This window comes from Gilliamella sp. Choc4-2 (assembly GCF_001690355.1).
Classification (GTDB): domain Bacteria; phylum Pseudomonadota; class Gammaproteobacteria; order Enterobacterales; family Orbaceae; genus Gilliamella; species Gilliamella apicola_A.
The window spans coordinates 1-7,745 of sequence record NZ_LZHG01000003.1 but is presented as its reverse complement, the minus strand read 5'-3'; the positions used below and the strand labels follow the sequence as shown (position 1 = coordinate 7,745).

The window sequence follows — 7,745 nt, the reverse complement described above, 5'->3', positions numbered from 1 at the left end:
GCTCGACCATGATTATCCACCACCAATCGCTGACCATTTAGCATGACTTCTTTCTTATCGTTCAGACCGCTCATTTGTATTACTACCTTACGATCTTGAGCTGAGGCAACTATACCTTGATGATCAATACGACTTTGCCCAAATCCAGGAATCGTACTGTCGGATTTTAATTGACCGTAAAATAACGCTCCGTTATTAACCAAATCAGCTTCAACATTGGGTTTAGTATAAGCAATAAAATCACTTTCTTGAGTCACGCCATGACCCAAAGTACGAAACATTACCGCATAAACATTATCTTTTAATCCTGTATGACTAATCGTAGTTAAAACCGCTTTATACTCTGTATCAATCGATAACGGCTCACCATTATCGGTATCACCATTCCATAATACCGCTTCATAAGGACTAATATCACTAAAACGCAATATCTTTAATGGATATTGATTATCCACGTCCGATTGTCGGTAAATTGTAATTTGATATTCGGCTATTTTGGTGGGATAGTTGGTGTAGACATAAAGCCCCATTGGAGTGGTAAATAACCCATCGGATGTTAACTTAACTTTTGGGTTATAAATACTGAGATTAAGCTTCTCTTCTGTATTAAATTCATCCCGAATAACATTTAGTTTAGGTACATTACCTGCTTTAGCATAAACCGCACTTGAGCCAAGAAGGAAAATAGCACTTATACCCAGACAAGAAAAATATGGAATCCGATTACATTTGCCCATGAATTATAATTTCCTTTCATTCAAATATTTATTTATACACAAGACTGGATTAAAGCTCTTAACAAATAAAGTGAAGATAAAATCCGTGATTAACTTTATATTTAATACTGCTTATATCTAAGGTGGTTTTATTTTTGTAATTGACAGACTAATGCTTAATAGAGTGCTTGGTCATTGTATGTTCATCATGGCTTCTGCTTCAATACATAATTTGCTAAGACTTGTAAACAAAAAAAACATAATAAAACAACAAATTGAAATTAATAATGCGGTTTAATGTAAGTTTTTTTAAGAAAAAATAATAAATACGCCAGAAAAGCGTAACATCATCAACAATCAATAGTTTCTTAAAAAAATCGCTATCGTATTATCAATAGTACGATAGCCTCATAGAAAGTGTATTTACGGATAATTAAATTAAACAAATTACCTATTGTCTAAAAGCTTACTTACTTTGATTAAATAATTGCGTGATTCTTGCGAAACGTGAGAGGTGACAAGCTTACGATAAACTTGTTGTGGGGTCATTGAATTAATGATATTGATAGCTTCGTTACGATCAGCTGAAAAAGTGCGAAGTACACTGCCTGCGCCGCCATTATAAGAAGTAATCATCGCATACCTTAAAGAGATTGGATTATTAATACCTGCTAAATATTTCGTTTTAAGTAAAGATAAATAGGCAGTTCCCATATCCACATTATTACGAGGATCAAGCAAAAACTTTCTACTTGGCTCTCCTGATTTACCGCGTAATTTAAATATATCTCGCCCAGCAGTATGCTGCTGTACTTGCATTAATCCAAGGGCATCAGTACGGCTAACCGCATAAGGGTTAAAGGCAGATTCAACTTCCATAATTGCTAAAATTAATCGCTCGTCAATAAAATACCGATTTGAAGCTTCAGTCACCAATGGCAAAAATTTCCGTGCGCGTTGATTAATATGATTTGGAACAAGCTTAATTTCAACATAAGTAATTTCATGTGAACCTGATTTACGTGTTCTGATATTATTTACTAACACATAATCAGCAAAATTATTAGCTCTGCCACTCCAACGAATAGGCTGCATTTCTTGATCTAACACCTGATTAAATAAAAAAGGTTCCTGAGACAAATCTTGGCTAATTTTATCGTGGCGAATAATATCCACAGGCTCTGGCATTAGCAATGTAGAAACAATTGCTTCTTTCAAATGCTCTTGAGGGGTATTTGACAATGTTTCAATGGTAATCACACCAGAAACAAAATTGATATGTACACGTGTTTGTAAATTATCTTCATATTGAACATAATCCTTAGGGCCTGCAATAAGAACTTCTTTTGGACCCCAAATCTGCTCAATATTATTGGCATATTGACTAATTAAAATATTAAAGGCATTTGTATCTTTAACATAATAATCTTCATCTTCGAAATTTGCATGTTTACTAGGACAACCGGCTAAAAGACTTACTGTAACAATTAATGTAATAATTTTAATATTATTTTTCATGTTAGCTCTCAATTTCGGGTTTGTATCCATCAATGACAACATCTTCACCTTCAAATAAAAATTTAACCATTTCAGTTTCAATTTTTTTTCGATGTTCTGGATTCATCATGTTAAATTTATTTTCGTTAATTAACATGGTCTGTTTTTTTAGCCACTCTTGCCAAGCCTGTTTAGAAATTTCATTGAAAATGCGCTTGCCAAGCTCGCCAGGATAAAGCTGAAAATCTAAACTTTCTGCCTCTTTTTTTAAATAATGGCAATAAATAACACGGCTCATATTTATCTCTATAAATCCAATTAACGATTGTTAACAATTATACCTGAAAATACTTATAGAAAAGAAGAAAATTATTGGCTATTTTGTTAGGTAATATTTCATTTCTTGATGAATATTTATTCACAAAAAACGAATAATCAGCTATTTTATTAACACAAAATTGATTAAAAACGATAGGAATAAAACAATGCAACCAAAAATCACACGCGACTTGTTTGACAAAGTCATTTTACCTGTTTATGCGCCAGCACAATTCATTCCTGTAAAAGGAAAAGGTAGCCGAATATGGGATCAAAACAACGAAGAATATATTGATTTTGCAGGTGGCATTGCAGTTAATGCGCTTGGGCATTGTCATCCTCGATTAATAGACGCATTACATCGACAAAGTGAAAAATTATGGCATGTAAGCAATGTCTTTACCAATGAACCAGCTCTAACTTTAGCACAAAAACTCACTACCCATACTTTTGCTGATCGTGTCTTTTTTGCCAATTCAGGGGCCGAAGCCAATGAAGCAGCTTTCAAGCTAGCTCGTTATTATGCGATTAAAAAATATCATCCTAACAAAACTAAAATTATCGCCTTTTACCAATCTTTCCATGGTCGTACTTTTTTTACTGTCTCGGTTGGTGGGCAAACTAAATATTCCGACGGTTTTGGCGCCAAACCTGCTGATATTATTCACGTACCGTTTAATAATTTAGAAGCAGTAAAAGCAGTTATGGATGATCATACTTGTGCAGTAGTGCTTGAACCAATACAAGGAGAAGGAGGCTTAACTTCAGCAACACCTGAATTTTTACAGGGTGTTAAGGCGCTATGTGATGAGTATAAAGCACTACTTGTATTTGACGAAGTCCAATGCGGAATGGGTCGTACTGGCAGTTTATATGCTTACCAACACTATAGTGTAACGCCAGATATATTAACCTCAGCAAAAGCACTTGGTGGCGGATTTCCAATTAGTGCCATGCTAACCACAGAAGAGATTGCATCAGTTATGCAACCAGGCATTCACGGCACAACTTATGGTGGAAATCCACTTGCTTGTGCAGTAGGGTGTGAAGCTTTTGACATGATCAACTCACCTGAATTACTCGAAAGTATACCAAAACGCCGAGCCATTTTTATTGAACACCTCGAAACAATTAATGATAAATTTAAAGTCTTTCGACAATACCTCGGTAAAGGATTATTATTAGGGGCAGAACTACAACCTCAATTCCATAATAAAGCCTGTGATTTTTTAAATATTGCAACTGAATTTAAAGTCATGATTTTAAATGCAGGACCAAACGTATTACGTTTTACGCCTTCGCTCATCATAACAGAAGATGAAATAAAAGAAGGCATGACACGATTGACAAAAGCCATCGAAAAGGTTGTCAATTCTTGAGTTTTTCTATACAGTAACGTCATTTTAATAGATTAAGTGCCATTACTGGGCTTAAAGGATACACTTTCATGAATAACATTCGCCCATTAAATTACGCTAAAACTCACTTTATATTAAGTGCTCCTGACATTTCTCACCTACCGAATGATACAGGAGTTGAAGTTGCTTTTGCTGGCCGCTCAAATGCAGGAAAATCAAGCGCACTAAACACATTAACCAATCAAAAGGGGTTAGCCAGAACCAGTAAAACGCCTGGACGGACTCAATTAATTAATCTATTTGAAGTCGAAGAAAATTGCCGTTTAGTCGATTTGCCGGGTTATGGCTTTGCCCAAGTGCCTGAAGCAATCAAACGCAAATGGCAAAAATCACTGGGTGAATATTTACAAAAGCGTGAAAGTTTAAAAGGACTAATTGTCCTAATGGATATTAGACACCCCTTAAAAGATCTAGACCAACAAATGATTGAATGGGCAGTTTCGGTCAATATCCCAATTATGTTATTACTGACTAAAGCCGATAAATTGGCCTCTGGAGCACAAAAAAAACAAGTTAACATGATTAAAGAAGCGATTTTACCTTTCCAAGGTGACATTACTGTAGCGCCCTTTTCGTCACCTAAACGCATTGGGCTAGAACCATTAAAACAAAAATTAAATGAATGGTTTAATTTGCAATAAAGGAAACTAGTTAATGAATAGTGCTGCTTTTTCATTTCATACCTTATCGCCAGATCGGATTTTAGATGGTTTAGCATCAATGGGGATTAGTGTTGATTCTGGATTAACACCATTAAACAGCTATGAAAACCGTGTTTACCAATTTTATGATGAACAGCGCACTCGTTACATTGCTAAATTTTATCGCCCACACCGTTGGACAAAAAAGCAGATTCTTGAAGAGCATCAATTCACACAGCAGCTCTTAAATGCGGAAATTCCTGTTGTTGCACCTCTGGTATTTAACGACCGTACCTTACATGAATATCAAGGCTATTTCTTTGCGTTATTTCCTAGTGTAGGTGGACGGCAATACGAAGTAGATAATATAGAACAAATGGAATTAGCAGGTATGCGACTTGGTCAAATACATCAAATTGGTGCTAAAGAAACATTTTTATATCGCCCCACAATCGGGCTTGAAGAGTACCTTTATAAGCCGCAAGACACTTTATTATCTTACCGTTACCTTCCCTCTAAAATTCATATTGAACTCAAAGCAACTTTAACACAACTGATTAAGACCGTAGAACAACATTGGCATAATGACTGGCAAGCAATTCGCTTACATGCAGATTGTCATGCAGGCAACATTTTATGCCATGATAATGTGATGTTTGTCGATTTTGACGATTCACGCAATGGTCCAGCCATTCAAGACTTATGGATGTTACTGCATGGTGATCGTCAAGAACAACGACTACAGCTAGATACACTCATTGAAATGTACGAATCTTTTTACCATTTTGATAAAGAACAACTAAAATTAATTGAGCCCCTAAGAGCTATGAGAATGGTGCATCATTTAGCATGGATAATTACTCGTTGGCAAGATCCCGCTTTCCCCATTGCCTTTCCATGGATTACAGATCTTGATTTTTGGCAGCAACAATTGACACAATTTAACCAGCAGATTCAAGCGATTAAATCCCCTCCGCTGCAATTAATGTCAACTATGTAAAATGGGCTATCTATTTACTATAAAAAATAGCGGGTATTTCGACGTTACTCACCCTTTCTACTTATCAAGTAACTTCAATAAATTATTTAAATCAGGGGATTGAATAATCAATGCTTCTTTGTCCTTTTTTGAAAGATGTTTTATTCGATACTCAAGTTTTAAAGCTAATGACCGTCCACCGACTTTAACTTGGTAAACCACTTTTAAATCTTGATGACCTTTTAGATGCTTTGCACCTTTATTATTCTGATGTTGGCGTAATCGTCTTTGTACATCGGTTGTAATACCTGTATAAAGTGATTGTTTGGCTGTCCTAATAACATATAAAAACCATATCGATGTTTGCTCTGACATAACTCATTTAAACAATAAATTACAAAATCAATAAAACCGGTATCATAGCATTTTAAACAAACCACATATACAACTTAAACCGAATCTACCTTCTATTTATATTCCAATCATATAAAAACCATAGTGTCGTTTACATTAATCACGATAATGTTTAAGATAAAGCAATTTTTTCAAGTTCCACTGAGGTTATATAATTTGAATAATTTTGCAAAAATTATTGAACGCCAACGAGGCAATATCAAGTTTGCCTACGTACAAAATGATGAAATCGATTATCTTAAGCTTTTTGACCAATTTTTAGCAGAAGAAGGGCATCACCAGCTACTTGATCCTAGCGATAAAATAGAAAGATACACTTACTTAATCAATCACAACCAAACCAAATTTATTTTCAAAATAGACGGCGGAGTCGAACATCGTTTAGAACGCCGAATTATTGCAAAATTAACTGGCGATTTTTATTTCAATTTAATTCGTAAATTGGCGAAAATCTCGCTTGATAAGTGTGATATTGCCTATGAACTTTATCTTGTTGCTTTTGACGAAAAAACGAAACGTCATTACATGATTTTTAACTTCATCGAAGGGCGCTCACTAGCGTGGGACGAAATGAAAGATTACGGAGAGCAAATAAAACACTGCGTTGAAAAACTTCACCATTATAACTTGGTTTCAAATGATATCCATGGTGGAAACTTTATTTTAACACCGGACGGAAAAATTAAAGCCATTGATTTAACTAACTCAGGGTTTATCTGGTTAACCAAAGCTAACGACGCCATTGAATTACAAGAACGGTTTAATATCAAAATAAAAGTTCCATTTTTAGCAATGGCGATAAAAAAATTCACTCATGGATTTAAACGGTTATCAAGAAAACTTCGCGGTAAGGAAAATTAAATTAAAACCCATTTATATGAGGATGCACTAAACACCTCACACTTTCAATAATTGATAATTTTTGAATAATACATTTCCTAACCACGTTCTGTTTTATATTCAACATCACCTTCATGGATTTATCCCTGTGTATACAGGGAACACAAAAATGCCTCAATTAATTCTGCACTAATTGGCGGTTTATCCCTGTGTATACAGGGAACACTCTAATTTTATCTATATGTTTTATATAAACTTATTTAAATTGGTAAATTCTACCAAATTTTTTCAATTTTTAAAAACTTTTAACTAATTAATTTTTATAAAATAAAAAGCAGGCTCACTTTAATTTTTCCATTTTTACCAAGACCTATCATTTTTTAATATAAATTCATAGAGATACATAAATTCAATAGTTCTTAGATGAAAATAAACTTAGTTTTGACTTTTGTGTTAATACAAACTTTGCCATAACCATTTTAAATTCGCGTTTTATAATCGGTAAAATCGCACCCTGTCAGTAACGATAACATCAGTAAACTACTACCTAATATTAAGACTTTTTTGATTTGTGTTTTCATCAATTATTACCTGTTAGTTAAAATTTGTTAATCGATTCTGTCACTGCTTCGGCTTATGGCTCGTATCAGCTGTATATTGGTATGACAGTAAGTATGGAAACACTTTTTTACCCCGCAAATCTTAAACTTAACAGTAATCTAATGAATTAAAACAATATTACAGAACATAAGCACCACTAAGCCCTATCTTTAAGCGCAACGTACCATCATAAGAAATACTATAGTAATGAGCACCACCTTCAATAATTTGTCCAGTTACACCTTCTTTGAGTCCACCATAACCTTTATATAAGCTATAAATATCCTTATTTTTTATCCAATTTGGCACATTTTCTAAATGG

At 34.3% G+C, this 7,745-nt stretch carries 9 protein-coding genes; 4 read left to right on the top strand and 5 right to left on the bottom strand.

From position 1 onward, the window contains the following. The 3 genes from A9G34_RS00390 to A9G34_RS00380 form a co-directional block, all read right to left on the bottom strand. A partial coding sequence (locus tag A9G34_RS00390) for a hypothetical protein (RefSeq protein WP_141670299.1) occupies positions 1-737 on the bottom strand: 737 nt, incomplete at its 3' end. A 426-nt stretch (positions 738-1,163) separates the two neighbouring features. Further along, on the bottom strand, positions 1,164-2,234 hold the full coding sequence (gene mltC, locus A9G34_RS00385) for a membrane-bound lytic murein transglycosylase MltC (RefSeq protein ID WP_034943608.1): 1,071 nt from the start codon (positions 2,232-2,234) through the stop codon (positions 1,164-1,166). A gap of 1 nt (position 2,235) precedes the next feature. Next, the gene (locus tag A9G34_RS00380) at positions 2,236-2,511 is read right to left on the bottom strand and encodes an oxidative damage protection protein (RefSeq protein WP_034943610.1); all 276 of its coding nucleotides are present in this window, start codon (positions 2,509-2,511) and stop codon (positions 2,236-2,238) included. A gap of 187 nt (positions 2,512-2,698) precedes the next feature. Here A9G34_RS00380 and A9G34_RS00375 point away from each other — a divergent pair, with 187 nt between their 5' ends. The 3 genes from A9G34_RS00375 (at position 2,699) to A9G34_RS00365 (ending at position 5,590) form a co-directional block, all read left to right on the top strand. Beyond that, positions 2,699-3,910, top strand: a complete 1,212-nt coding sequence (locus tag A9G34_RS00375; RefSeq protein ID WP_034943613.1) for an aspartate aminotransferase family protein — start codon at positions 2,699-2,701, stop codon at positions 3,908-3,910. Positions 3,911-3,978: 68 nt separating this feature from the next. Then, positions 3,979-4,590 (top strand): ribosome biogenesis GTP-binding protein YihA/YsxC, encoded by a 612-nt coding sequence (yihA, locus tag A9G34_RS00370; protein ID WP_051825026.1) that lies wholly within the window; start codon positions 3,979-3,981, stop codon positions 4,588-4,590. Positions 4,591-4,603: 13 nt separating this feature from the next. Next, a complete protein-coding gene (locus tag A9G34_RS00365; protein ID WP_065568544.1) occupies positions 4,604-5,590 on the top strand; it encodes a serine/threonine protein kinase in 987 nt (328 codons plus the stop codon). 57 nt (positions 5,591-5,647) lie between these two features. Here A9G34_RS00365 and A9G34_RS00360 read toward each other — a convergent pair whose 3' ends face one another. Further along, complete coding sequence (locus tag A9G34_RS00360; RefSeq protein WP_034943619.1) at positions 5,648-5,944, bottom strand: GIY-YIG nuclease family protein; 297 nt, start codon at positions 5,942-5,944, stop codon at positions 5,648-5,650. Between the two features lie 195 nt (positions 5,945-6,139). On the opposite strand from A9G34_RS00360, the gene A9G34_RS00355 reads away from it, so the two are divergent. Beyond that, positions 6,140-6,844 carry a lipopolysaccharide core heptose(II) kinase RfaY gene (locus A9G34_RS00355; RefSeq protein ID WP_034943623.1) on the top strand — a complete coding sequence of 235 codons (705 nt, stop codon included), beginning with the start codon at positions 6,140-6,142 and terminating at the stop codon, positions 6,842-6,844. Positions 6,845-7,561: 717 nt separating this feature from the next. Here A9G34_RS00355 and A9G34_RS10660 read toward each other — a convergent pair. After that, positions 7,562-7,745, bottom strand: a 184-nt coding sequence (locus A9G34_RS10660) for a hypothetical protein (RefSeq protein WP_034948943.1), incomplete at its 5' end; no start/stop codon positions are given.